This window comes from Streptomyces sp. S063 (assembly GCF_002832675.1).
GTDB classification, from domain to species: Bacteria; Actinomycetota; Actinomycetes; order Streptomycetales; family Streptomycetaceae; genus Streptomyces; species Streptomyces sindenensis.
Map to the genome: position 1 here is coordinate 1,230,334 of NZ_CP021707.1, position 22,995 is coordinate 1,253,328.

Genomic DNA, 22,995 nt, shown 5'->3' on the forward strand with positions numbered 1-22,995 from the left:
GATCACACCGGCATCGGCTCCAGCTCCCGGCGGAAACGCTCGTCGGTGCGGGCCATCCGGGCCAGCGGATGGTCGTCGCCGAGCTGGCGCGACAGCTCCATGACGATCTCCGACCGCAACTGCCCCGCCTCGTCCTCCCGGCCCATCGCATCGAGCGTGACCGCCATGTTCGACGTCATCGCCAGGGTCTCCGGATGGTGCGCCCCGAGCGCGTCGCGCAACTGCCCCGACAGCCGCCGTTCGGTCTCCAGCACGATGTCCAGGTCGCCGCGGTCGGCCGTCGCGCTCGCCAGGTTCATCACACAGAACAACGTGTTGGGGTGCTCCCGGCCGAACGCCTCCCGCATGGCGGCGACGACCTGCGTCAGCACCCGCTCCGCCGCCTCCGCCTCGCCGACGCCCGTCAGGTAGACGCCGAGGTTGTTCTGCGCCGCCAGGGTGTACGGGTGCTTCTCCCCCGGCACCTTCATGTACTGGTCGACGACCTCCTGCGCGGTCTCCAGCGCCTCGGCGCTCTCGCCCGCCGCGAACAGGTCCGCCGCCAGGTTGAGGTCGCAGGCCAGCGACTCGGGGTTGGCGACGGTGTACTTCGCCCGGTAGCGGGCGCGGGTCGCCACCGTGAGCCGGCGGGCGTCCTCCAGCCGGCCCGCCCTGCGCAGCGACACCGCGAGGCTCTTCGCGGCGCTCAGCGTGGTGGGGAAGGTGCGGCCCATCGTCTCCTTGAAGCTGTTGTACGTCGTGCTGAGCAGCCCCACCGAGTCCTCGTACCGGCCGACCTCCCGCAGGTCGCGCGCCAGGTTCATGGCGGAGGACAGGCTGTAGGGGTGGTCCGGTCCGAGCACCTGGGTGCGCAGGTCGTAGACGTCCTGGTCGATCTCCCGGGCCCGCGCGTACTGGCCGACGCTGCGCAGGTTCAGGGCGAGGTTGTTGGCGGCGGCCAGGGTCCGGGGGTGGGAGTCGTGGAAGATCTGCCCGAACCCCTCGTGGGCCTCGGTCGCCATCTCGATCGCCCGCGCGTAGTCCCCGAGCAGCCCGAGGTCGATGGCCAGGCTGCTGGTGGTCATGTACGTGTGCGGATGCTCGGGTCCCAGCACCTCCCGCTGCCGCTCCAGGGTGACCTCGTCCAGCTCTCGCGCCTCCACGTAACGGCCGCGCGTGCGGAGGATGTTGGAGAGGTGGAAGCGGAGGTACAGGTACTGGAGGTCGCGCTCCCCCAGCTTGTCGCGCCAGAGCTCGCGCAGATCCTCGCCGAGCGCCCAGGCGGTCCTGATGTCGCCGCGCTTCCACAGGTAGCGGACGCGGTCGATCAGCAGCCTGCGGGTCTCCGGCTCCTTGCAGTTGCGGGCGTCGGAGGGGCCGAGGTGCGGCCAGATCGTGGCGAAGCGCGGCCAGGTCTCCGGATTGTCTATCGGCTCGTCGTCGTCGGGGCGGGCCCCGGCGAGGATGCGGTGGACGACGTGCCGGGCCTCGCGCTGCTCCTCCTCGCTGAGCTGCGCCTTGATCACGGCTTGGACGAGGCGGTGCACCTGGATGGAGTTGGAGACCTGGTCGACCTTGGCCAGGGCGAAGCGGCCGATCTCCCGGATGACCCGGCCCAGCACCAGCTTCTCCTGGAGCGAGGAGTCGTACGGCTTCAGCGCGTCGATCATCTCCTTGCTGTAGAGGAGGTTCGCGGAGATCGGCTCGGGCGCGAAGAAGGCGCAGAGCTGGAGCAGCCGGACGGCGGCGGGCGAGCGCTCCTTGAGCCGGGCGATGGAGATGTTCCAGGTCGCGGCGACCGGTTCCGGGTAGCCGGCCGGCTGGTTGAGCGCGAGGACCTGGGGCGCCTGCCGGGCGAGCTGTTCGAGATAGGCGTCGATGGGGGTGGCGGTCTCCGCGATCCAGGCGGCCGCCTGCTCCACGGCGAGCGGCAGGTCGCCCACCGCGGTCGCCACCTGGGCGGCGTCCTCGTCGCTGAGCCCCGGGGCCCGGCGCTGGAGGTGCTCGATGGACTCCTCGCGGAGGAAGACGTCCACGGGCAGCGCGTCCCCGTGCTGGGACCAGCTCTGGTTGCGGGAGGTCACCAGGATGTGGCCGGAACCGCCCTGCGGGAAGTAGCGGCGCAGCTGCTCGGGGTCGTCCGCGTTGTCGAAGACCAGCAGCCAGCGGTCGGAGGGCACCCCCCGCCGCAGCAGGTCGACGGCCTCCTGGGAGGCGGCCGCGATGTCGTCGCCGCCCTGGGCGCCGAGCCGGGTGGCGAGTTCGGCGAGCGAGGCGACGACGTCGTCGGGCTGCTCGGACGATATCCACCAGACCAGGTCGTAGTCGGCCATGAAGCGGTGCACGTACTCCAGGGCCACCTGGGTCTTGCCGACGCCGCCGAGTCCGTACAGGGTCTGCGGCTGCGGCAGGACGACGGCCAGGCCGCCGCCGAGCTGGTCGCGCATCCGCTCCAGGACGAGCGAGCGGCCGGTGAAGCCGGGGTTGCGGGGCGGCGCGTTCCAGATCCTCGGTACGGTGCCGGGGAAGCGGGGACCGGGCGAGACGCCGTCGGCCACCTGCACCGGGCGGTCCAGGGCCCGCATCACGGCGGTGGTGGCGTGCACCTCGTCCAGCCGGAAGAGGTCGACCGGGTTGCGGTCGATGTACGGGGAGGTCAGGCGTACGTCCCCGATCCGCAGCGGGACCAGCCGGCGGCGGCCGCTGCCGACGGCCTCGGCGGCGGTCCGTTCCCACAGCTCGACCGCGCGCTGGGACTTCAGATACGCGCTGGAGAGCAGGACGACGGTGCGGGCGGCGTTCTCGGTGGTGGTGTCGGCCGGCTCCTCCGGGGGGCGTTCGGCGGAGACGTCGCGCGGAACGACCCGGAAGCCGGCCCGGGTGAGAATCGATTCGAGCCAGTCGGCCCACATCCGGTTCTCGGCCACATAGCTGAGGTGGAGATCGGCGGGCAGGGCGGGCCTGCGCCGGGTGAAGGCGTCGCGGATCCGCAGCCGGACCTCTTCGCCGACCGGGGGCATCGAGGTGATCTCCCGGTCGGTGATGACCGCGGTGAGCCGTTCGAAGGCGGAGAGCAGAGAGTTGGTGAGCCCGGCCTCGTCGCCGAAGGTGGCCAGCGTCTCCTCGTAGGCGTAGTAGGGCCGGTACGGGATCTCCACCGCCCCCCAGTAGGCGGTGAGTTCGTCGCCGGACAGATCGCGCGGCAGCCGGTCGAACTTGAGCCGGGCCAGCGCGCGTCCGGCGTCCGCCTTCTCCTTCTCGCCCTCGTCGATGCGCATCGGCACGGGGTAGAGGGCGATGGGGCGGCCGGTGTTGCGCTCGGCGATCTGGCGGGCGACCGAGGCCGCGCCGTCGATGGACTGGTCGCTGAGGGTGAAGCAGTCGACGAGCACGTCCGGGAGGTGGACGGTGCAGATGTCGGCGATGTCGCTGAGGCCGGTCCGGCTGTCGATGAGGACGTAGTCGTAGTTGGCCTTCATGTCGTCGCGCAGGGCGTCGAAGAAGTGGCCGCCGCCGAACCGGTCGTAGAAGTTGTCCCAGTCGAAGGTGGAGACGGTGGCGCTGTACTCGCGGTTCTGCCGTCCGGCGGAGACGAAGTCGAGCGTGCCGCCCTGCGGGAACTCCCAGCCGAGCGACTCCGGCGTCAGCGACACGGCGTGCGGCTGGATGCGGGCGTAGTCGCGGTGCCAGTCGTCGGCGCGCTGGGCGGGGCTGGTCGCGGCCCAGGCGTACTCGGTGATCAGGTCGATCACGCCGGTGGTGGCGCCGAGGGTGGCCGGGTCGAGGAAGGGGTGGAAGAACCGGTGGAGTCCGGGGGCTTCCAGGTCCCAGTCGACGGCCAGGACCCGCTTGCCGTTGGCCGCGAGGATCCAGGCGACGTTGGCGAGCGCCATGGTGCGCCCGGTGCCGCCCTTGTACGAGTAGAAGGTGACGATGCGCCCGTCACGACCGGCACTCATAGGTCCTCCGCTTCCGTCGCAGGGTCGTGCGGGTCGGGTATGTAGCTCGTGTTGCCCATGGGGCCGGTGAGCCGGGTCCGCTCGCCGGATCCGCCGCCGGATCCGGGCGGGTAGGCCTTCGCGTGTTTCAGGTACTGCTGGGCGGCCACCTCGACCACCTGGGGCAGGAGTTGACCGAACGCCTCCATGGTGGGCACTCCTTTCGCGGCGGCCCGGCAGAGGGCCCGTCCCTGGCCCATCTTGACCGGCATGACCGCTTCGAGTTTCTCGGTGAGCTCGGTCTCCGCCGCTCTGCTCTGGTGGTCGTCGCGGCTCCACGGGACGACCATGGTCACCCAGGGCCGGTTCTCCGCGTCGAAGGCGGCGAGCCTGCGGCAGTGGTCCTCGTCCCGCAGGGCCCAGCGGTCGACGAGCAGGATCTCGGGGGTGCTGGGCGGGGCCTTGCCGTCGTGCCGGTCCTCGTCGAACGAGGTGATGACGGCCTGGTAGTTGAGCGAGCGGACCAGCTCCTCGGCCACATAGGCCAGCGGCCGGGCGGAGGCGGGGTAGTACGGGTTCCAGTCCTGGGGATGGTCGCCGTAGTGGTCGCTGTTGCGGCCCTCCGGCAGATCGTGGCGGGTGGGCGCCGCGATGGTGATCTGCATCGGCCGGGGTGCGCCGACTCCGCTGCTGGGGGAGCCGAAGGCGCTGGGGGCGAGGCGGTAGTCGACGGGCCGCCCGGTGTCGATGCGGACCGAGTCGGCGACGCTGACGATGCGTTTGGCCAGCTCGTAGACGGCCCGTTCGTACTCCTCGGCGAAGAGTCTGAGCTTGATCAGACCGTAGAGGCCGTCGCTGACGTACCGTTCGCCGAAGTCGCGGTGGTTGAACTGCAACCGCTCGGCGGATCCCGGCAGTTGGCTCGGGGGCACCGGCACCCAGAGAGCGGGGACGATGGCCTCGGCCGGCTGGTTGGAGCGGGCCCGGTGGTGGATGGCCCGCTGTTCGAAGGCGTACCACTCCTTGCCGCACATCTCGCTGGCGAAGTAGCGCGGTGAGAACAGCGGAACGAAGACCCGGCAGGTGGCGAGGACGTCGCCGAGCCGTTCCGACCAGCCCTCCCCGGAGCGTATCTCCCGGTCCATGAATCCCGCGGGCGCGCCGGCGGGTAAGTCGGTCATGGCCATCACATGGCCGCAGAGGTCCTGGAAAAGCCGTTCGACCCACATATCGGGGTCCGTGCCGGCGCCGTACCCGGGCGTGTGGGCGTAACTCAGAAAGAAATACGGCCGATGGCCCACCGCTCGCTGTTGCGTCGATGCGTGCACACGACCCCCGTCCTGTATGAGCACTCGCATCCCGGAAGGAGGAAGGGAGTGCAAGCGAACTCATCATTCCGGAGCGGGCCGCGTTCCAGCCCCTCCCGTTCGGTCAATCGAACGTCACTTTCCGGTCAGACGCCAGGACGTTCGTTCCATGACCGGCCGGCGAGAAGCCCTTGCCGCGATTCTTTCCGGCCGCGCTCCGTGTTCCGCTGATCTCCTTGCGGACAGCGGCGATCAGCTGTTTTCCGTCGACCGTCACCTCCGCCGCGTTTTCGATCATCTCGAGTGCTTCCGGAACACCCGTGAGGAAGCGAGGATCGTAAAGCCCGAGCCCCGCCCGTTCGTATGTCTCGGCCAGCAGTCGGGAGAACGTCACGTGTTCGTTCCCCCAAGGCGTTCGATGTTCCCAGGTGCCGTCCAGGGCGTAAAGATCCGTCACTTCACCGAGCGCCCGCAGTTTCGCCCGGCGGAATCCGCTGAGCAGACCGAGTGCCAGCTCGTTCGCGCCGGTCACGGGGCCGGCGCCGAGCGCTCCGGGACCGTGGTGGCCCGGTGCGGCGGCCCCGGCGGGCAGCGGGGTCAGCGTGGTGAGCGTACGGGCGGCCTCGGCGGCCTGGTCCGGTACGGCGTCGGCCAGCAGCGCCCAGGCCTCGGCCATCCGGTCCGCCCAGGCCTCGGCCTCGTCGGCGGGGAGGCGGCCGGCCGCGGGGTCCTCGAAGCAGTCGCGGAGGGGGTCGAGGTCGTCCAGCAGGAGGGCGGGGGCCGGCGCCCGGCGCAGGACGCGCACGGGCAGCCAGTGCCGGCCTTCGGGCTCGTCGGGCATGATGCGCAGTCCGGTGCCGGGCGCGGCGTCCCGCAGGCGGACGAGGAAGCCGTCGCCGGTGGCCCGCACCACCGCCGTTCCCCGCTCCCCCGGCCCGCCCAGGACCACGGTGCCGAGGGTGGGCAGGTGGAGGCTTCCGTCGCGGTAGGCCACGGGCACGGGCAGGTCGAGCCGGGCGCGGACGGCGGCGGCGGCCACGGTCGCGGCGAGCCGTTCGGCGGCGGGTTCCGCGAGCCCTCGGCCGGCGTCGAGGTCCGCGAGGGCGTCGACCAGCCAGGTGCGGGTGTAAGGGTGCGCGAGGACCGCGTCGAGCGCGTCGGCGCCGGAGGCGTCCGCCTCGACCGCCGCCGCGAGCCGCCAGGCGTCGTCCCAGAGCGCTCCGCCCCGCCCGTCGAGGGTGTCGTGGACCACGGCGAGCAGGGTCCGGGTCAGGTCCTGGTGGGCGGCGAGCAGGGCGTCGGGCGAGCGGACGGCGGGTGACTCGGTGGCGGCGGTCCGTTCCTCGATGCCCCGGATCAGGGCGGCCAGGTCGTCGCAGTACACGGAGGGGTTGTCGAAGCCTCCGCCGGAGGCGTCGTCGGAGCGGTAGCGGTGGGTGTAGAGCCCGCCGCCGCACGAGCGTACGACCGGGCAGCGGCGGCAGGTCTCGCTGACTCCGGCCAGTCCGAGCTGCCGGGCCCGGACGCCGGGGTGGGCGGCGACCTCGTCGAAGGTGTTGCGGAAGACGTCGAACCCGGTGGCGGCGGCGCCCTCGTAGGCGCTCTTGAGCGAGTCGACCTGTTCCAGCGTGCCGTCGGTCTCGATGACGACGAGGTCGGTGGGGGCGAGGCCCAGGGACTCGGTGAGGCTGGGGCCGCCGCTCAGGCTGGAGAGCACCGAGGCGAACATCCGGACGGGCATCGGGCGGCCCTGTTCCGTCCAGCGGTCGAAGACCGTCAGGAGCCATGCGGCGTACGCGGTGGGCGATCCGTCCGGGCGAGGCGGCGGCTCGTCCCAGGTGGCGTGCGGCAGCAGGAAGTCGACGAGCGGGGGTTCGAGCGCGGCGAGGGCGTCGTGCACGGCCACCGGGTCGTTGTGGATGTCGACCGTGCAGAGCAGGCCGAGGTCCAGATGGCGGTAGCGCTCCTCGCGGAGCAGGTCGACCGCGCGCAGCACCATCGGGTGGCTGCTGCGTCCGTCGGCGTACCGGCGGTGGCGGTCGTTGGCGGCGCGGTCGCCGTCGAGCGAGATCCCGACCCGGACGTGGAACTCGTCGAAGAGGTCGAGGTAACGAGGGCTGAGCTGGACGCCGTTGGTGTGGATCCTGAGGTCCAGCTCAGCGATGCCGTTCAGGGCCGAGCCGAGCTCCTCGCAGACCCGGCGCAGTCGCGCGGGCCCTGCCAGGAGCGGTTCCCCGCCGTGCAGGATCACTGTGACGGAGGGAAGCGCATGAGTGGTCGCATGCTCGGCCAGACGCCGGGCCGTCCAGGAAATCGCCTCGTCGGAGATGACTTTCGGTCGGGTCAGCCAACTCTGATCTGCGTGTTCGTAGACGTAGCAGTGGTCGCAGGCGAGATCGCACCTGCTGTGCACCTTGAGAACGAATTCACGGAAAGGGACCAGGGGTCCTGTCATTCCGCCATTCTAGCCAGCTCTGACGCCTGCTCAGAGAGCGGAATTGAACGTGGAGATCCGGGTGGACCGGGCCGTGGTCGCACCGCATACGCGGTTGATCTTCGTGACGGCGTCGGCGCTGCGGACGTCGGTCGCCGCGAGGGTTGCGCGGGTCTTCGCAGGGGCGAAGTCGGGGGTGGTTCCGTAGGTCTTCACGGCCGTCCTAGGGGGATCCTGAGGGGGTCTGTTTCCGGACATTGAAACGCTGCCGGATTCCGTCTCATCACACGGCCCGGCACGCGCACTTTACTACCGGCGGGGCCCCTCCACATGCCGGCGGAACAGCCTTCACTCCAGTGTTTCGAAAGTCGAATCACGCCTTCCGTTCGGCCTCTTGGGTGAGCGAGGCGGGGGCGGCGGGGCCTGCGGGCGGGAGAGTGGGCTTCCGCGCCGCCGGCTTTCGCAGGTGGGAGGCTTGCGGCCGGCTCCGGAGCCGGCCCGGACCGGGGGCGGCCGCGCGAACCGCGAGGCGCCCGCCGCGGCCTCGCCGGGCCGCCGGGACGCCCTGGCGGGGTCCGTAATTCACTCGTTCACCGGCTCCGCTCCGGGGCGGCCGCCCTCCGCGCGGCGGTCACGACGTCCGCGCCCCGGCCCCGGGCCGGGCGGGCAGCGGCCCGGCCTTCCCGGCACGCCCTGCGCGACGTGGCCGAACCCCGTCGTGGCGGCCTTTCGAGGGGCCATGGCGCTCTTGCCCGGTCCTGCCCTCCCGCCTACTCTCGTGTGCCCGGGCGGGTCAGGCGCGACGGCCGGCCGGGTCATACGACAACTGCAGACGGAGGCGACCATGACGGCGTTGCCCGAGCCGCTGAGATCCATGGTCTTCAGGAACGACGATCTGCCCGAGCTGTTCCATCACACGGACGCGGTCGCCGTGGCCCGCCAGCGCGAGGCCGTGAACACGACCCGGGTGCAGCTGGCGCTGCTCGTGGCCGGCACGGTGCCCGCGGCGCTGCCCTGGCACGCCGACGACGGGCCCGCGGCCCGGGCGCTGTACGGCGCGGCGGTGCTGGCCTATCTGGGCGTGCTCTTCACGACCTTCCTCGCCTCCCAGCGCAAAGCAAAGTCGCATTGGCAACTCAACCGCTCCGCAGCCGAGTTCATCAAATCGAACTGCTGGCGCTACGCGGTGCACGGCGCCCCGTTCGACAGCGCTTCCGAGCATCCGGAGGCGCTGTTCGCCAATCGTCTGGAGGACGGTCTCCAGGAGCTGCGGAAGGTGGGCTGGGCCGATCCGCGCGAGGAACTGCCGGATTCCGGCGGCCTCATCACGGATTCCATGCGCGCGTTGCGGAACAAGGCCTACACGGTCCGCAAGGAGACGTATGTACGGGACCGGCTCATCGAACAGCGCCGTTGGTACCGCCGGCGTCAGCAGGCCTCCCGGCGCGGGGCGCTCATGTGGTCGGGCGCCATCGTCGCGCTGACGCTCCCGGCACTGGCACTGAGCGTGCTCCAGACCTTCGGGGTGGGCCGGTCGTTCGGTCTGACGGGGGCGCTGTCCGCGGCGGCGGCGGCCTGTCTCGCCTGGAACGAGATGCGCCGGCACCATCCGCTGATCTCGGCGCACTCGCTGGTGGAGCAGGACCTGGAGTCGATGCAGGCCGTCATGGAGACCACCCTCACCGAGCGGCACTGGCCGGCGGCGGTGTTCGAGACCGAGCGGATCGTGTCGCCCGAGCACACCGACTGGCTGGTCCGACACCGCGTGTGAGCCCTCGGACGCGGCCCCGGCTCCGGTCAGCCGCGCCGCACCCCGTCGCGCCAGATCACGGTGACCGGGCGGCCCAGGGTGCGGGCGTACGTCACGATGTCGCCCGTGCCGCCGAGGCCCCGGGCGGGGAGGCCGTCCCAGACCGCGAGCAGCCGGTCGCAGTGGTCGGCGATGTAGGCGCCCGCCGCGTAGTACGCCTCGTCGGTGGAGTGCGGGAAGTCGAGCCGGACCTCCCGCGCCGCGCGGGCCTTGAGCGTCCGGTAGCGGGCGAGGTCGGCGGCGTTGTCGAAGCAGGCCTCGTAGTCGCCGCTGGGGATCACGGCGGTCAGTTCGGCGCCGCAGGTGAGGGCGAGGTCGGCGAAGAGCTGGTCGGCTCCGACCGCCAGACTGGAGAGGGCCTGGCCGGGGCGGTCGGGTCCGCAGAGAGCGGCCCGCATTCCGGCGAGCACATGGGCCTCCGCCTCGGCGGGGATGGAGCGGTGACCGGTCACTCCGATGCGATACACGGACCTGCTACCCCCTGATGCCAGCGGAGCGCACCCCGGGAGCGCCCCCGCCCCCTGCCGCCCCGTCACGACGATCCGTCGTGGCGACATCCTCTCAAGAGCCCCCCGGCGAGCGGGAGCCCCCGTCCGGAATTCCGGACGGGGGCACGTATGTACGGACTGCTCCGTACCTGATCCGGTGGGGCCGGTCAGTACACGCTGACGCCGTACGCGTTCAGGGCTTCCACGACCGGCTGGAAGAAGGTCGTGCCGCCGGAGGAGCAGTTGCCGCTGCCGCCGGAGGTGAGACCGATCGCCCGGGTGCCGGAGTAGAGCGGGCCGCCGGAGTCGCCGGGCTCGGCGCAGACGTTGGTGCGGATCATGCCGTAGACGACGTCGCCGCCCCCGTAGTTGACGGTGGCGTTGAGTCCGGTGACCGAACCGCTGCGGGTGCCGGTGGTGGAGCCGCGGCGGGTGACGGCCATGCCGACGGTGGCGTTGGCGGCGCTGGTGATGTCCTGGCCGCCGACCGTGCCGTCCTTGGGGATCGTGGTGTTGGTGTAGCGCACGATGCCGTAGTCGTTGTTCGGGAAGCTGGACCCGGCGGTCGTCCCGAGCACGGTGGTGCGGGCGGAGTTGGCGTACCAGGTGGTCGCACCGTCGGTGCAGTGACCGGCGGTGAGGAAGTAGTAGGTGCTGCCGCTGCGGACGTTGAAGCCCAGTGAGCAGCGGCCGGTGCTGGAGTAGATCGCGTCGCCGCCGGAGATCAGCTTGGTGAACGTGCCGGGAGTGCGCTCGATGCGCAGCGCGCCGGCGTTGGCACCCGCCGACTTCTTGATCGTGTTGATCTCCGCCTGTGTGACCGTGCTGTCGACGGTGACGACGAGGCGTTTGGTCTGCGGGTCGATGTTCCAGGCGGTGCCCGCGATATCGGCGCCGAGCACGGCGTCGCTCGCCGCGGTCAGCTGGTTGGCGCTGAACGTCCGGGGGTTTCGGCGTTCGCGGTGGGGATGGCCATCGCCGCGACGGCGGCGAGCCCCGCGAGGACGGCCGTGGTACGGACGCGTCTCGCCGCGATGGAGCGGTTGTTGGTGCGCTTGATCCTCACGTCGGGTTCCTCCGAGGGGAATCGGGGGCCCTCCTGTGGGGTGGTGGGCCCGTGAGGCGCAGTCGGGGGCCTGTCCGGATTCCGGAATTGCCGTGCCCCTGACAATCGCTGACCGGAGTATCGAGGGGTCCGGACGGGAGGCGCAAGAATGCCTTTCGGCCACGCGGGCCCCACGCGTCTCCGGCCCCGGGGGCCGTGGGGTTGCCGGGGCCGGAGAGGTCTGTCGCGGGTCAGGCGTCGATCCGGTTCCGCTCCCCTGCCTCGACCGCCACGGTGAGGGCGTTGCCCGGGGGCGGGAAGGGGCAGATGAAGTGATCGGCGAAGGCGCACGGCGGCAGCAGTGCGCGGTTGAAGTCGACGCTGACGCTGCCGTCCTCGGCGGGTGCGCCGGGCCGCAGGAAGCGGAAGCGGTAGCTACTGTTCCCGCTGGTCACATCGGCGAAGACGGCCCACAGCGATCCGTCTGGCTCGACCGCCACCTGGAGCGTGTGCTCCTGGCCGTCGACCGTGAAGGCGAGCTCCCCGCCGAGCCCGAGACCGCGCTCGACCCCGTCCGCGTTGGCCACCCGTACGGTCCGGTCGGCGTACGGACGGAAGGTCCCGGGCAGCGTCCAGCGGGGGTCGTACGGGGTGGCCTCGATGGTCGAGAAGGCGTGCCGGGCCGGGGAGCCGGGGTCGAAGTCCCGTACCGCCCACAGCCCTTCGCGACGGAGGACCACCAGACGCCGCTCCCCCCGCGCGACCCGGGAGTCGTCGATGGGTCCGCGGTCCGCGCCGAGCCGGACCTCGCCGGTCAGGGGCTTGCCGTCGACGACGACGCCGTCCTCGGCGGCCGCCGTGAGGACCACCTCGTCGCCCTCCTCGCGCCAGTGGCCGGGGACGGCCGGAATTCGCCCTTCCGGGTAGTCGGCGAGCCAGTGGGTTCCGGTCAGGGAGAGAGGGCCGTACGGGGCGGCGACGGCGACGACGCGCCCTTCGTGCCACCGCTGCCAGTCCCGCGCGGCGTCCGGCCCGCCGCCCTGTTCCTGCTGCTGTGCGTCGGTGCTCATGCGGCCAACCTTTCCATACCGGCTCCGGGCGGCCGGGGCGCGACCGCGGTGGGCGTCCGGTGTGTTCGGAGCGGAACGCGCCGCTCTTCCGCAGGAGCGGAACGACCGTCGACGACGTCGTCCGGGCCGCGGGTCGGCCGGATCCAGGAGCACGGCACCTACGACCGCACCCCGAGGAAGCCGGGACCGCGATCGAGACCACCGAGACCGCACCGCCCGGGGCGAGGTGACCGGGTGTCAGCCCTGCCCGACTCAGCAGTCGCAGCCGCAGGAATCGCCGCAACAGCAGCAGCCCTCGCCGCACTGACCGCAGCAGTCGCACGCCTCGCAGCAGTCGCCGCAGTTCTGGCACGGCGCCTGCCGCTGCTCCCGGCTCCAGGGGTCCTCGTAGCTCCCGCAGCACATCTGGCAGGTGCAGGCGAGCCCGACCCAGACCAGGCAGCCGGCGATCAGCCCGCGCCGGTCGCGGGGCGGCCGTGGCGGAGGCGGCGGGGAGCCGGGTCCGCCGGGGGCGTACGGGTTGCCGGGCGGCGCCCCGTACGGATTGCCCGGCGGGGGCCCGAAGGAGCCGTCCGGGGGCAGCGGCCCCCGGCCCTCCTGGTGCGAGCAGGAGGAGGTGCCGAACGCCCGGTCGACCGAGCGCCGCAGTTCATGGGCGAGCAGGACGTGGACGAGCTTGCCGTCGGTGAACTCCACCTCGCGCAGCGCGAGCCGTACGCCGTGCAGCGCGTCGTCGCAGAGCCGGCGCGCCTCGGCGAGCGGGGTGCCGGTGGCGGTCAGCGGGTTCCAGGCGCCCGACGCGGCGTCCGCCTCCCGGTCCTCGACCGCGTCCAGCAGATGCGCGAGCCGCCCGAAGAGCCGGCCGGCCTCCGCGAGGGGCGCGGCGTTCTGCGGCTTCCCGGCGAGGTGGGCGGTGTGGGCGAAGGCGGCGGCGGTGGCGGTCTCGGTGGGTTCGGTGACCGTCAGCAGCGGGGTGCCGATCCCGGCGAGCGTCTCGATGCCGGTCTGCCGGTCCACCGCGTCGACCAGGAGGGCGGTGTCGAAGCCGAGGGCCGCCCCGGTCCGGGCACCCGCCCGGTCCCACCCGGCGGCGACCCGGCGCGCGGCGGCGGCGACCGGGCGGCGGGCCAACAGCCCGTCCCGGTCGGCGACGTGGTCGCGGACCTTGGCCGAGGCGAGGACGAGCGAGACGGCGGCGGCGAGCCGGGCCCCCTCGCCCTGGGCCACCGGTGCGGTGCGCATGGCGCGCAGCGGACAGGGGCCCGCGGTGCGACGCCCGCCGGGAGCGGGTCCCGTCTGAGCCTCCGTCAGGACGGAGACGATGAGGCCGTCATAGTTCGTCACGATACGGGCGAACTGCCCATGATCCGCCCTCAGAGCCAGGCAGAGACCGCAGAGATGGGCCATCCACTCGACCCTGAGACCTTCGGAGAGACGGTGGGTGCAGGGCCTGACGATTCCGAACACGACGATCCCCCGGGAGCCGTTCAGCCGGTGCGCGACACTCGCGCACCGGGGCGTCGTGCATCGTATCCAGCCATCCGTTCACCCGTCCGTCGGCAGGATCACCCGTACGGCTCGAAGCATCATATTTTCTTTTTGCAACCCCCCTTATGCAGGACGAACCCTGACGAATCGCCACATCCTCTGCACCAGTAGCGTCACGAATCGCCTGCGAGCCGACTATCTACTTGGCGCGCTATCCGCATCATGGACGACCATAGGGATACGAAAGAGATGCGGAACGCCACAGAACCGCGGTGAGAGGAGGCGTCCATGGGATCGGTGCGCAAGGCGAGTGCCTGGCTGGGCCTCGTGGAGGACAACGACGAGCGGTACTACGACGACGAGTACAACGAGGGCACGGAGACCGGTACGGGCAACCAGGCCTGGGTCACCGACCCGCGGGTGCAGGTGGCCGCCGAGGCGGCCGAGGAGCGGGACCGCCGGATCGCGACGGTGACCCCGGACAGCTTCCGGGACGCCCGGGCCATCGGCGAGCTGTTCCGGGACGGCGTCCCGGTGATCGTCAACCTCACGGCCATGGACCCCGCCGACGCCAAGCGCGTGGTGGACTTCGCCGCCGGGCTGATCTTCGGTCTGCGCGGCTCGATCGACCGGGTGGCCACCCGGGTCTTCCTGCTCTCCCCCGCCGACACCCAGGTGGTGGCGGGCGAAGCCGCCGGCCGGAAGACCGACGGCTTCTTCAACCAGAGCTGAGCAGGGCGCTCGCCGGAAGGTTCCGGTCAACGCCGCCGGTCGGCGTGTGCGTCACGGCGCACCTCCGTCACCGGAAGGCGTCGAGACCGGTGAGCGCCTTGCCCAGTACCAGCTGGTGCATCTCCACGGTGCCCTCGTAGGTGAGCACCGACTCCAGGTTCGTCGCGTGCCGCATGACCGGGTACTCCAGCGAGATTCCGTTGGCCCCGAGGATGGTGCGCGAGGTGCGGCAGATCTCGATCGCCTCCCGCACGTTGTTGAGCTTGCCGAAACTGACCTGCTCCGGCCGCAGCCCGCCCGCGTCCATCCGGCGGCCCAGGTGGTGGGCGAGCAGGATGCCCTTGTGCAGCTCCAGGGCCATGTCCGCCAGCTTGGCCTGGGTGAGCTGGAAACCGCCGATCGGGCGGCCGAACTGCTCCCGGCTCCGCGCGTAGTCGAGGGCCGCCTCGAAGCTGGCCCGCGCCGCGCCCATGGACCCCCAGACGATGCCGTAGCGTGCATGGCTCAGACAGCTGAGCGGGCCGCGCAGCCCCTTCGCGTCCGGCAGCACCGCGTCGGCCGGCAGCCGCACCTCGTCCATGACCAGCTCACTGGTGACCGAGGCGCGCAGCGACCACTTGTGGTGGATCTCCGGCGCGGCGAAGCCGGGGGCGTCGGTCGGCACGACGAAGCCCCGGATGCCCCGGCCGTCCTCGCCCTCGTCGGTCTGCGCCCAGACGACGGCGACCCCGGCCACCGAGCCGTTGGTGATCCACATCTTGCGGCCGGTGAGGATCCAGTCCTCGCCGTCGCGCTTGGCGTACGTCCGCATCCCGGCCGGGTCCGAGCCGTGGTCGGGCTCGGTCAGGCCGAAGCACCCGATGATCTCGCCGGCCGCCATGCCGGGCAGCCACCGCTGCTTCTGCTCCTCGGAGCCGAAGCGGTGGATCGCGTACATGGCGAGCGACCCCTGTACGGAGACGAGCGAGCGGATCCCGGAGTCGGCGGCCTCCAGCTCCAGGCAGGCCAGCCCGTACTGGACGGCGCTCGCCCCGGCGCAGCCGTAGCCGTCCAGCGACATGCCGAGCGCGCCCAGGGCGCCGAGTTCGCGGGCCAGCTCCCGGATGCCGGGCAGCTCGCCCTTCTCGTACCACTCGGCGATGTGCGGCAGCACGCGGTCGGTGGCCCAGGTGCGGACGGTGTCGCGGATCGCGAGGTCCTCCGGGCCGAGCAGGTCGTCGATACCGAGGGGGTCGGCGGCGTCGAACGGCGGGAGCTTCGACGGCTTCGCGGACTCGGTGCTGGACATGAGGGTGCCTCCGGCGGCTCGCACGGTGCTCGGAGGGACCGGGAGACGCCCGCCCTCCGAAAACTAGCAGTGGTAGTCAGGGCGTCGTGCTGACGTTACGGGTCAGCGTGCCACGCGTCCAGAGCCCGCCGCCTCGGCCGGTTCGCGGCGCGCGGGCAGCACCGGGCGCGGGACCGGACGGTTCCGCGCGGCCGGACGGACGGCCTCGGCCTCGGCCGCGTCGACCGGCTCGGGCAGTCCGGCCGGCCCGGCTTCGCTCCGGCGGCAGGGCTCCTGCGGCGGGCACTCCATGACCTTCGGCAGCCGCAGTGCGGCCAGCGCCCCGAGCAGCAGCAGCCCGGCGCTGACGAATAGCGTGATGTGGAGCCCGCCGATGAAGGCGTGCCGGGCCGTGGTGCGCAGCAGATCGCCCAACGGGCCGCCGAGCTGCGCGGCGACCTGGTAGGCCTCGCCCAGCGAGTGGGAGGCCTCGGCCCCGGCGCGGGCGGGGACGCCCTTCTCCCCGAGGGAGGCGAGGCCGGGGGCGTAGGCGGCGTTCATGACGCTGCCGAGCAGGGCGATGCCGAGACCGGCGCCCAGCTGGTAGGAGGTCTCGCCGATCGCCGCAGCGCCGCCCGCCCGCTCCGGCGGGGCGTCGCTGAGCATCGACTCGTACGCCCCGAAGAGCGTGGTCTGCAGCCCGAAGCCGAGCAGGACGAAGGCGCAGGTCAGTAGGGCGGGCCGGTCGTGCTGGCCCATCGCGGTGAGCACCAGGACCGAGGACGCGGTGAGGACGAAGCCGCAGCCGACCATGCGCCGGGGGCCGAAGCGGCGCAGGGTGTACGAGCCGGTGGCGCCCGCGGCCATCGCCGCGAAGGTCAGCGGCAGGAGGCGCAGTCCGGTCTCCAGCGGGGTGAGCCCCAGCACGAGCTGGAGGTACTGGACGGCGATCAGCTGGAGGCCGACCAGCGCCAGCATGGCCAGCACGATGCAGCCGACGGCGGTGGAGAAGGCCGGGCGGGCGAACATCGAGACGTCGATCAGCGGATGCCTGCGGCGCTTCTGCCGGCGGACGAAGAGGATGAGGAGCGCGAGGCCGAGGGCCAGCGGGCCGAGCGCGACCGGATCCAGGAGTCCCGCCCCGCCGCCCAGGCGCTTGACGCCCAGGACGAGGCCGAGCACCCCGGCCGCGGCCATCAGCGCGCCCAGCACGTCCCACGGGCCGTCGTCGCCGCCGCGCGATTCGGGCAGCAGCCAGCGGCCGAGCGGCAGGATCACCGCCATCAGCGGGATGTTGATCAGGAAGACCGAGCCCCACCAGAAGTGCTCGACCAGGAAGCCGCCGACGACCGGGCCGGTGGCGGCGCCGACCGCGGCGACCGCGGTCCACACCCCGATGGCGAGCGCCCGCTCCCGGCGGTCGGGGAAGACCTGGCGCAGGATCGACAGCGTGGCGGGCATGATCATCGCGCCGCCGACGCCGAGGAGGGCGCGGGCCGCTATCAGGGCGCCGGAGGTGTCGGCCGTCGCGGCGAGCACGGAGGCGGCGCCGAACAGCGCGTAACCGATCAGGAGCACGCGCCGTCTGCCGATCCGGTCACCCAGCGTGCCGAAGAGGATGAGCAGCGAGGCGCAGACGAGGGGGTAGGCGTCGACGATCCACAGGAGGGCGCTACCGCTCGGGCGCAGATCCTCGGTGAGGGACGGAACCGCGACATGGAGCACGGTCGCGTCGAGGGCGACGACCAGAAGACTGAGACAGAGGACGACGAGGACGACCCAGCGGTTGGCGTCGTCGGCGGCTTTGCGCAGCCGGACTCCGGCCGTGGTCGTCCCGGACATCTACGTACCTCCCGATGAGTCCTCGCGCTCGGCGGACCGACGGTGACGTGTGGGGGTGCGCGTCCCTCGGGCCCGGCATCGACGGGCGAGTGATTCGCCAGCGTACGCGAGTTCGGGGTGGTCACATGTGGTCCACGTCACACCCCGGTCCGCCGCACAGTGTGGCGTACGCCATCCCGGGCCCGGTCGGGGGGGCTCCCGTCGGAGGCCCGGCGGACCCGTCGCGGCGGGGCCGCGGGCGGCCGGCGCGGGGACGGCGGGACGGTGCGCGGCTCCCCCGAATGGCCGGATCAATTGCCGCGGATTTCGGTGCGCTCCAATTTCCGAGAGATCAAACACGCTTACGAACGGAACCCGTGGGCTATTGGGGCCAAGATCACGATGATTCTTCTCGACGCCCGGAAAAGACGCCGTTCCGAGACAAAGTCCACATCACATCGTCATCACAAAGCGGCCGGATTGGCCTGCTCGCACACTCACTCGCTGTAACGTCGATTGGGTGCGTACCGACATCTTTGCCCGGCTGGACCGGGAGCCGGAACCGCCGAAGATAGATGCACCGCGGATGAGCCGTCACCGCATCGCCCTCTTCGGCGGGACGTTGGCGTTCTATCTCGCCATCGTCTGGGCGGTGCTGATCACGTCCTGGCTGGTGGCCCTGGACTGGAAGGTCATGCTGTTCCGGCCCTACCAGCAGTGGCCCGAGCTGCACCCCTTCCTGGACTACTACGTCGTGCTCGGCCAGCGCGGCCCCACGGCGGTGATGGTCGCCTGCTGGCTGGGCTGGCGCTCCTGGCGTCAGCACACGCTCCGGCCGCTGCTGGTCCTCGGCACGTCCCTGCTGCTGCTCAATGTGACGGTGGGCGCGGTCAAGCTGGGGCTCGGGCGGCTCGGCCCGCACTACGCGACGCAGATCGGTTCGGCCGAGATGTTCGCCGGCGGCGATATATTTCCCTCCGGGCACACCGCGAACGCCGTCGTGACCTGGGGAATCCTCGCCTATCTGGCCACCACGCCCCGGGCCAGGCGCTACCTGTCGGCGGTCTCCGCGACCGTCTCGCTGGGTGTCGGCCTCACCACCGTCTACATCGGTACGCACTGGCTCAGCGATGTCCTGCTGGGATGGGCGGCCGGGCTGCTCATCCTGCTGGCGCTCCCGTGGTTCGAGCCGCTGATCGCCCGGACCGAGGCCTGGATCTTCGCGATGCGCGAGCGGTGGCGGGAGCGGCGCGGCGGGGCCCGTCCGGCGCCCGTCTCCGACACCGGACCGCAGCCGGTGCTGCTGCCGCAGTCGATGGCCGCCGACGGCCTCACCGCCGAAGCCGTGACGGCCCCGGCCGAACCGGTCCTCCCCGCCGGGCACGCGGCGGGCGTCCGGGCGCGGGCCCACACCGGGCACCCGGCGCGCCCGGGCTCCATGCCGGCGGCCCCGGCCGGGGTCCGCCGTCCGCCGCCGCACACCGAACGGGGTCCGCGTGCGGGCAGCCCGGCCCGCCCGATGACCGGCGGCTGACACCAGCCCGCGGAGACGTCGAAGGCCCCGACCACGGTCGGGGCCTTCGACATGTTCCGGCGTGTCGGAGGGGACGCGGGGCGAGCGGGTCAGCCCACCCAGCAACGCGTCACGGTGTCGTCCTCGACCTGGAAGTTGATGCGGCCGTGGCGGAACTCCATGGTCAGGAAGGCGCCCGGGGGGACGGCCCGGACCGTGTCCCAGCCACGGCTTCTGGCCTGCCGCTCGGCGGTGTCCGCAGCGAGGCCGACGTACGCGTCGGCGTCGTCGTCCGGCTGTGCTGGAGGGGTCGGTAGAGATGCCATGCCCTCACCGTAGGCGGCCCGGGACCGTGACGGAAGGCGGGGCCGTCAGGGCGTTCCGCCGCATCTCCTCGTGCCGAGGCGGTCACGCTTGTGTCACAGGATCCCCACACGCTTATACGCGGTTCTATTCACCCGAACGGACCGGAGGGAAGCCTCGGCGCACGATATCCGGGCCCTCGGACCACCGGCAGGAGTGAGGCGTCGGCGGCCTTCCGGAATCATGCGGTGACCTGCTTCTTTTACGATCGGAGCGGCAGCCCGTCCGAATGGCAGGGGCACCGGAATTTCCCTCCCCCGTAAGCCGTCCTTTCCTTTCCGTACGTTTCCCCACCCGGCCCCGGGGCTCACGGTCCGTCGAGCGCCCGCGTGAGCCGGCCCCACGCGTCCCGCATCAGCTCGGTGAGCTCGGGAGGCTCGATCACCTCGAAATCGATCCCCATCAGCAGGACGTGGATCACCAGCACGGTGAGGTCCGGGGCGCCCGTGGTGAGCCGGCAGGTGTCCGCGTCCACGGTCTCCAGGACCCCGGCGGACGGCGAGATGCGCTGGGCGGCCTCCGCCAACGGGGCTTTCAGCAGGATCACGGCGCGGGCCGCGTAGGCGGAGACCGCGACGCCCCGCGAGACGTACGCCGCCAGGTCCTCGGCGGGCGGAGGGCGCGGGACGAAACGGGGGCCGTGGGGCGGGGCCGGGGTGATCCGGTCCGCCCGGAAGGTGCGCCAGTCCTCCCGCTCCAGATCCCAGGCCACCAGGTACCAGCGGCGCTCGGTGCAGACCAGCCGGTGCGGCTCGACCGTCCGGCGCGAGGACTCCCCGCCGTGGGTCCGATAGGCGAACCGGAGGCGTTCGGCGTCCCGGCAGGCCGCGGCCAGCTCGGTGAGCAGGCCGGGATCGACCACGGAGGCGTCCTGATCGTGCAGCATCGGCACGGTGAACGCACCGAGCGCGCCCACCCTGCGGCGCAGCCGGTTCGGCAGTACCTGCTCCAGCTTGGCCAGCGCGCGTACGGAGGACTCGCCGATGCCCTCGATACCGTGTCCGGCGGCCGTGCGCAGGCCGACGGCGACCGCGACGGCCTCCTCGTCGTCCAGCAGCAGCGGTGGCAGCTCGGCGCCGGCCCCGAGCTGGTAGCCGCCGCCGGTGCCCCGGGCGGCGTTCACCGGGTAGCCCAGTTCACGCAGCTTGTCGACGTCCCGCCGGACGGTGCGCGGGGTGACGCCGAGCCGGTCGGCCAGATCGGCGCCGGACCAGTCGCGGTGGGTCTGGAGCAGGGAGAGCAGGCGCAGCAGTCGTGCCGAGGTCTCCAACATGGGGGCGAGTCTGCCAGGGCTTGCGGACAGCCCTGGTCCGCAAGCTAGCGGTCCGCGGGGACCGGCTCCAGGCGCAGGCAGAGGTCGTTGTCGGTGGTGTAGCAGGGGGTGGCGCGTACTCCGGGGGCCGCCGGGTGGCCCGGGTAGACGAAGGACTTGTCGCGGGACCAGACGTCGTCGAGGATCCGGGAGACCCTGATTCCGGCCGCGCCCGTCGCCGGGATCAGCCACAGCTGCCAGCGCTGCGCCTCGGGCACCGGTCCGGCGGCCGGCGGGGCGTAGGGCAGGGTGAAGGTGAAGGACCCGGCCGGTCCGTCCGGGTCCGGGGCGGTGAGCGGGACGCTGTGCACCCGGTCCGGCTCCCCCGGCAGCCGGGCCTCCACCGCGGCCCCCTCCCCCGCCTCGACGCCGTACAGCACGCCCCTGACCGTCATGCCGGACGGGCCGGCGAGGACGGTGCCCGCCTCGGCGTGCGGGGCTCGGACCCAGGAGCGCACCGCGAGCCGGCCGTCGAGGGTCGGGTACGGGACCCGGGCGCTGACGGTCGCGGCCGAGGTGTCCGGGCAGCGGTCGACGAGGGCCCGCAGGTCGCGCAGCCCCGGTTCGACGACCGTCTCGGCGGGCTCGTCACCGGGCTTCTCGACGTACGCGTCCCAGCGTCCCTCGGCCAGTTCGGCGGAGGCCGGGAGCACCGCCCGCAGCCGCCCGGGGGCCGGCCTGCTGAGCGGTATGCGTATCGTGCCGCCGGGCTTCCTGCCCGCCGCGCCCCGGCGCCGCAGGAGCAGCACGGAATCGAGGGCGGGGGCCGGGGCGGTCAGGTCGAAGGTGATCGTTCCGGCGCGATCGGCGGCGCAGTCGGCCCGTACGGCGGTGGAGCTCATGAGGTCCTTCCCTTGCGGAGCACATCGGCGGCCTTGTAACGCAGGGCGTAGGCTCCGTCGAGAACGCTGCCCCGGGTGCGGTGCAGCGCGGTGCGCAGGGCGCTGTGCCCGTGCCCCTGGGAGCCGCGCGCGACGAGTTCGGCGAACAGGCTCTCGTGCCGCTCGGCGATCCGGGCCGGGTCGAAGCGGGCCGAGGCCTTCAGCGCGGCACCGGCCATCCGGTGGCGCAGTCCGTCGTCCTCGATCAGCTGGAGCAGGGCTGCGGCGATCGCGTCCGGGTCGCCGACCGGCACCAGCCGGCCGTCGACGCCGTCCTCGATGATCTCGGCCGGTCCGTGCGGGCAGTCGGTGGCAACGACCGGCAGTCCGCCGCGCATCGCCTCGACGATCGTCATCCCGAAGGACTCGCGCTCCGACGTGACGGCGGCGATCGACCCCTTGAGCCACTCGGCCTCCATGGGGTTGGCCGAGCCCATCAGGAACACATGGTTGTGCAGACCGAGTTCGTCGACGAGGGAGCGCAGCTCGGCCTGTTCGTTCCCGGTCGCGTCCCCGGCGCCGTAGATGCGCAGCCGCCAGTCGGGGCGGGCCGCGGACACCTGGGCGAAGGCCCGCACGAGGAGGTCGTAGCGCTTGACGCGGTGCAGCCGGCCCGCCGCGACGACCCACTTCAGGTCGCCGTCCGCGGGCGGGCAGGCGGGCTCGGGGACGGCGTTGGGGATGGCCTCGATCCGTACGCCCGGGAGCTTCAGCCGGCTGCGGTAGTCGTCCGCGTCGGCGCGGGTGACGGTGGTGAGCGCGTCGAGCAGCGTGTAGCGGTGGGCGATCTCGCGGCGCAGCCGGTAGCCGTGGCTGTCGAGCGTCAGGTGCTCCTGCCCGACGCGCACGGGTCCGCGGCGGGTCTGCCGGCTGAGGTGCACGTTGAGTCCGGGGCGGGTGCCGACGACGACGTCCGCCTCGATGCCCTGGAGATGGGCGGCGATCCGCGCGTCGGTGAGCCGGCTGTACTGCTTGTGCCTGCTGTCGCCGCGCGGGAACACGGTGGCGGGCCGGGCGTGTTCGGCGCTGTCGCCGTCGTACGTCGCGCTCTTCTTCCGCAGGTCGACGAGGTGGCGCAGCGTCACGCCCTCGGGGGCGCCGAGGACGGGGGCGTCACGGTGCCGGAAGACGGACACGATCTCGACGTCGTGCTGCTCGGCGAGCGTACGGGCGAGCGTGAACGTCGTCCGGATCGTTCCTCCGATTCCGTAGGCATTGTGCAGAAGAAAAGAAATATGCATGGTGTCGCTGTTTCCCCTGTCGACCCGGCCTGGTCAAGACTGTCACTTCCCCGCGGATCAGTGCCCGAAATACGCCGGGAAATCCCGGAGCATCCGCGAGATGGCGCACGGAATCCCGTCTTCCGCCGCCGGACACACGTTGACCTGCGGGTTCCGGAGGCTACCCATCCGTTTTCCTGCGGGTCCGAAAGTGCCGGTCCGCTTCCGCGGGCCCACCGGTGCGGTGAACCGGCGCCTACCCGTCACCCGTTCACCACTGCTTTCCTCCGAGCTTGACGAAGGAAAATGCCGGGAGGTTGCCCGCAC

General features: G+C 72.1%; 16 protein-coding genes and 1 pseudogene. 3 read left to right on the top strand and 14 right to left on the bottom strand.

Annotated elements, in window-relative coordinates; genetic code table 11:
• Positions 1-2 precede the first annotated feature (2 nt).
• The 4 genes from fxsT to fxsA form a co-directional block, all read right to left on the bottom strand.
• A complete protein-coding gene (gene fxsT, locus CCZ36_RS05480) occupies positions 3-3,938 on the bottom strand; it encodes an FxSxx-COOH system tetratricopeptide repeat protein (RefSeq protein ID WP_079149648.1) in 3,936 nt (1,311 codons plus the stop codon).
• Entirely contained in the window at positions 3,935-5,275 is a 1,341-nt protein-coding gene (fsxC, locus tag CCZ36_RS05485) for an FxsC protein (protein ID WP_024263307.1), read from the bottom strand. The genes fxsT and fsxC overlap by 4 nt, the downstream gene beginning before the upstream one ends.
• A 73-nt stretch (positions 5,276-5,348) precedes the next feature.
• The gene (gene fxsBH / locus CCZ36_RS05490; RefSeq protein ID WP_128817133.1) at positions 5,349-7,679 is read right to left on the bottom strand and encodes a radical SAM/SPASM protein FxsBH, inactivated beta-hydroxylase extension form; all 2,331 of its coding nucleotides are present in this window, start codon (positions 7,677-7,679) and stop codon (positions 5,349-5,351) included.
• Between the two features lie 30 nt (positions 7,680-7,709).
• On the bottom strand, positions 7,710-7,874 hold the full coding sequence (fxsA, locus tag CCZ36_RS05495) for an FxSxx-COOH cyclophane-containing RiPP peptide (RefSeq protein WP_010056998.1): 165 nt from the start codon (positions 7,872-7,874) through the stop codon (positions 7,710-7,712).
• 628 nt (positions 7,875-8,502) lie between these two features.
• On the opposite strand from fxsA, the gene CCZ36_RS05500 reads away from it, so the two are divergent.
• A complete protein-coding gene (locus CCZ36_RS05500) occupies positions 8,503-9,429 on the top strand; it encodes a DUF4231 domain-containing protein (RefSeq protein ID WP_069738882.1) in 927 nt (308 codons plus the stop codon).
• Positions 9,430-9,455: 26 nt separating this feature from the next.
• On the opposite strand, the gene CCZ36_RS05505 is transcribed toward CCZ36_RS05500, so the two are convergent.
• The 4 genes and pseudogenes from CCZ36_RS05505 to CCZ36_RS05520 all read right to left on the bottom strand — a co-directional run bounded on the left by CCZ36_RS05505 (position 9,456) and on the right by CCZ36_RS05520 (position 13,538).
• Positions 9,456-9,935, bottom strand: coding sequence for a hypothetical protein (locus CCZ36_RS05505; RefSeq protein ID WP_069738883.1), 480 nt, complete (start codon positions 9,933-9,935; stop codon positions 9,456-9,458).
• A 188-nt stretch (positions 9,936-10,123) separates the two neighbouring features.
• Positions 10,124-11,022, bottom strand: a pseudogene (locus CCZ36_RS05510) (S1 family peptidase).
• A 230-nt stretch (positions 11,023-11,252) separates the two neighbouring features.
• The gene (locus tag CCZ36_RS05515) at positions 11,253-12,071 is read right to left on the bottom strand and encodes a DUF1684 domain-containing protein (protein WP_069738885.1); all 819 of its coding nucleotides are present in this window, start codon (positions 12,069-12,071) and stop codon (positions 11,253-11,255) included.
• A gap of 252 nt (positions 12,072-12,323) precedes the next feature.
• Complete coding sequence (locus CCZ36_RS05520; RefSeq protein ID WP_128817134.1) at positions 12,324-13,538, bottom strand: DUF5685 family protein; 1,215 nt, start codon at positions 13,536-13,538, stop codon at positions 12,324-12,326.
• 309 nt (positions 13,539-13,847) lie between these two features.
• On the opposite strand from CCZ36_RS05520, the gene CCZ36_RS05525 reads away from it, so the two are divergent.
• On the top strand, positions 13,848-14,291 hold the full coding sequence (locus CCZ36_RS05525; protein WP_032767521.1) for a cell division protein SepF: 444 nt from the start codon (positions 13,848-13,850) through the stop codon (positions 14,289-14,291).
• A 67-nt stretch (positions 14,292-14,358) separates the two neighbouring features.
• On the opposite strand, the gene CCZ36_RS05530 is transcribed toward CCZ36_RS05525, so the two are convergent.
• A complete protein-coding gene (locus CCZ36_RS05530; protein WP_069744586.1) occupies positions 14,359-15,579 on the bottom strand; it encodes an acyl-CoA dehydrogenase family protein in 1,221 nt (406 codons plus the stop codon).
• Positions 15,580-15,681: 102 nt separating this feature from the next.
• Positions 15,682-17,400 carry an MFS transporter gene (locus tag CCZ36_RS05535; RefSeq protein WP_128817135.1) on the bottom strand — a complete coding sequence of 573 codons (1,719 nt, stop codon included), beginning with the start codon at positions 17,398-17,400 and terminating at the stop codon, positions 15,682-15,684.
• 499 nt (positions 17,401-17,899) lie between these two features.
• On the opposite strand from CCZ36_RS05535, the gene CCZ36_RS05540 reads away from it, so the two are divergent.
• The gene (locus CCZ36_RS05540) at positions 17,900-18,913 is read left to right on the top strand and encodes a phosphatase PAP2 family protein (protein WP_128817136.1); all 1,014 of its coding nucleotides are present in this window, start codon (positions 17,900-17,902) and stop codon (positions 18,911-18,913) included.
• 89 nt (positions 18,914-19,002) lie between these two features.
• Here the strand turns inward: CCZ36_RS05540 and CCZ36_RS05545 are convergent, their stop codons facing one another.
• The 4 genes from CCZ36_RS05545 to CCZ36_RS05560 all read right to left on the bottom strand — a co-directional run bounded on the left by CCZ36_RS05545 (position 19,003) and on the right by CCZ36_RS05560 (position 22,689).
• Positions 19,003-19,218 (bottom strand): I78 family peptidase inhibitor, encoded by a 216-nt coding sequence (locus tag CCZ36_RS05545; RefSeq protein ID WP_006123499.1) that lies wholly within the window; start codon positions 19,216-19,218, stop codon positions 19,003-19,005.
• 344 nt (positions 19,219-19,562) lie between these two features.
• Positions 19,563-20,528 carry a helix-turn-helix transcriptional regulator gene (locus CCZ36_RS05550; protein ID WP_069740443.1) on the bottom strand — a complete coding sequence of 322 codons (966 nt, stop codon included), beginning with the start codon at positions 20,526-20,528 and terminating at the stop codon, positions 19,563-19,565.
• 44 nt (positions 20,529-20,572) lie between these two features.
• Positions 20,573-21,409 carry a transferase gene (locus CCZ36_RS05555; protein WP_128817137.1) on the bottom strand — a complete coding sequence of 279 codons (837 nt, stop codon included), beginning with the start codon at positions 21,407-21,409 and terminating at the stop codon, positions 20,573-20,575.
• Positions 21,406-22,689: a glycosyltransferase family 4 protein gene (locus tag CCZ36_RS05560; RefSeq protein WP_128817138.1), complete on the bottom strand. Its 1,284-nt coding sequence runs from the start codon at positions 22,687-22,689 to the stop codon at positions 21,406-21,408. Before CCZ36_RS05560 ends, CCZ36_RS05555 begins: the two co-directional genes overlap by 4 nt.
• Positions 22,690-22,995 lie beyond the last annotated feature (306 nt).